4 protein-coding genes are annotated in these 2,604 nt (G+C 71.5%); 2 read left to right on the top strand and 2 right to left on the bottom strand.

Annotated elements, in window-relative coordinates; all coding sequences use genetic code 11:
• Both D6718_08690 and D6718_08685 read right to left on the bottom strand, forming a co-directional pair.
• Positions 1-283: hypothetical protein (locus D6718_08690; protein RMG45012.1), on the bottom strand; the 283-nt coding region annotated here is incomplete at its 3' end.
• Positions 284-624: 341 nt separating this feature from the next.
• The gene (locus D6718_08685) at positions 625-957 is read right to left on the bottom strand and encodes a hypothetical protein (protein RMG45011.1); all 333 of its coding nucleotides are present in this window, start codon (positions 955-957) and stop codon (positions 625-627) included.
• Positions 958-1,678: 721 nt separating this feature from the next.
• Between D6718_08685 and D6718_08680 the strand changes: the two genes are divergently transcribed.
• Positions 1,679-2,080 (top strand): DNA-binding protein, encoded by a 402-nt coding sequence (locus D6718_08680; GenBank protein RMG45010.1) that lies wholly within the window; start codon positions 1,679-1,681, stop codon positions 2,078-2,080.
• 99 nt (positions 2,081-2,179) lie between these two features.
• The coding region (gene moaC, locus D6718_08675) for a cyclic pyranopterin monophosphate synthase MoaC (protein ID RMG45009.1) at positions 2,180-2,604 on the top strand (425 nt) is incomplete at its 3' end.

Genomic DNA, 2,604 nt, shown 5'->3' with positions numbered 1-2,604 from the left:
GAGAAAACGCCAGCGTGTCGTCGGGTTCGCCGGGAGATACGAGCCCGTCCACCGTCGTCCCGGACGAGCCGTCGATCTCGCTGCGGAAACCTCCGGACTCCGCGGTCCCGCGCCCGGTCACCACCGTGCACGCCTGCTCGTCGAGGGCGAGACCGGAGTCGGGACCGCACGTCGAGTCCCGGCGCTCGATCCGCCCCCGGGTGGCGGCCATCTTCCGAGCCTGCGGTTCCTCCTCGAGCCGCGCCTCCGGCAGCGGCCGCGGCGAGAACGCCGCCAGCGCCACCGGCGAGCGTGGGTGACCCCGGAGAATCGAACACGCCGGAGCTCTTCCGGCCCGAGTCGCCCGCCACGATCCGGCCCCGCGAAGCCGACAGGGCGGCGTTGTGGCCGCGCCGGCGGTCGTCCTTGTCGACAGCGCGCTGCGTGTCGAGCGTGCCGAACCCTGTCGCAAAGACGAGGCCGCTCACCGAGGATTCGATCGTGCCGGTCGCCGCGTCGACGACGTGGGGCCGAAGCGGAAGGCCTCGTCCAGCCGGCGCGTCCCGGCCGCGATCCGATCGCCATCCGAGCTCGCGAGCTGGAGGATCGTCCCGCGTGGCGGCAGGATCCCGCCCTCGAGCTCGCCTACCGGCGAGAAGGCGAGCGGAGCTCCCGGAATCCTCGGTCCAGCCGACCCCGGAGACGACGATCCGACCGGAGGCCGTCCCCGCGATTCGACCGGGTCCGAGCGCACAGCCTCACCGATCGCCGCCGGGAGCGTACTTCCGCGCCTCCGGACTTCCGGCCGGCGGCATCGCGGCCCAGGGCGCACGGCTCCCCGGCATCGTCGACGGCCGAGTCCTGCGCTTCGGCGAGGGTTCCTTCGATCGGCACGCCGAGCTCGGCGTCGGGCCTGGCCGCCGTCGTCGCGGAGCTGGCCGCGAGGAGGACGAGGCCGACGGAACATGACGCTCTCACGCTCGTTCTCCTTGACGGTTTCTCGAGGGCGGCAGTCGGTGACGACGAGATGGTCCTTCCCGACCGACGCCTCACGTTCTCCCTGACCGGTCGGCGTGCCGTCCGTCTTCTCGAGGGCCTTGACCGTTGCCGATGACCGAGCCCTCGATCGCCGGCGGGCTGCTACCGGCCGTCGCCGTACCGGGTGCCGGCGATGCGGTTCATTCGCCGAGAACCGCCAACTGCATACCGTTCTGCGGCACCTCGCCTGCCCGCTCTATCGAGCAGAACTGCCGGGCTCTCGCGGCGGACGGCCGGCCCGGTGCCTGCGGCGCCCGCCGGCGAGACCGCCCGGAACCGTCCGGAAAGAGGGTGTCGTGCATCGAGGGGAAGAGTGTCGCCGGAGAAGAGACGAGCCTCCGGGACGGTGGATTCACCGGCTCGGTCGCGACTGTCAGCGTTGACCGGATCCTGGAGCCGGGACGGTATCGCGGACCGGAGCGTTGCCGGCCACGGAGGCCCGCCGCATCGGGCGCTGCCGTGAGCCCGCCGCTCGATGCCGGGAACGATCACGGGACGGCCTTTCCGGTTTCGGCCAGCAGGAGCCTTCCGCGCCGGTGTGACCGAGGACGCGCCGGCACCAGGTAGAGGGCTGCGATCCCGGTTCGGATCGTGCCGCCGCCTCGGTCCCGTCGGTTAGGATGAGTCGTGTTGCAGCGCTGGGAATCGAGAGGAGGCAACGATGAGGAAAGTCGCGGCCACGCTGGCGATGCTCATGGGGATCTCGTTCGGCCTGGCCGGGGCGCCCCGCGTGATCAGCCCGGGCGAGGCGGCGGAGCACGTCGGCGAGAAGGTGACCGTGTGCGGCAAGGTGGCGACGGTCACCTACGCGGAGCGCGTCAATGGACGGCCGACCTTCATCAATCTCGACAAGCCGTTCCCGAATCATGTTTTCACCGCGGTCATCTGGGGCGAAGACCGCGGCAAGTTCGCGGAGCCGCCCGAGCTGGCCTTCCGGGAGAAGCGGATCTGCGTCACCGGAACGGTCAAGCTCTACCGCAGGCGGCCGGAGATCATCGTCCGAGAGCCGGCACAGATCCGGGTCGTCACGGCGGCGGGGCGAGAGGACCCGAAAGGGCCGTGACCGATCGAGCGAGGCTGTCCGGCCGGCGACGGCCGGTAGCCACGGCTCGGGCTAGAATGACGGCCTCACCGCCGAGCAGGCTGCTGGGGGTGGCCGACCGTGATCGACGTCACGCGCAAGAGGACCTCGCTGCGCACCGCCCGCGCCGAGGCGTTCGTGCGCGTGGCGCCGGAGACGCTCGCGCGCGTCCGTGAAGGGACGCTCCCGAAGGGAAGCCTCGCCGACGTGACGCGCGCGGCGGCGCTGCTCGCGCTCAAGAACACGCCGTCGCTGCTGCCGTTCTGCCACCCGATCCCGCTCGAGCGCGGCGAGATCGACTGCCGCATCGAGAGCGAGGGCGTGCGGGTCGTCGTCGAGGTCGCGGCGATCGCGCGGACAGGGGTCGAGGTCGAGGCGATGACCGGCGCCGCCGTCGGCGCGCTCAACGTCTACGACATGGTCAAGCCGCTCGACCCGACCGCGTGCATCGAATCGGTGCGCCTGATCGAGAAGCGCGGCGGCAAGAGCGACTGGAAGGAACCGCT

The sequence above is a fragment of the Acidobacteriota bacterium genome, from assembly GCA_003696075.1.
Lineage (GTDB): Bacteria > Acidobacteriota > Polarisedimenticolia > J045 > J045 > J045.
Note: the sequence above shows the minus strand (reverse complement) of the source record. Positions and strands in the feature narration are given on the sequence as shown.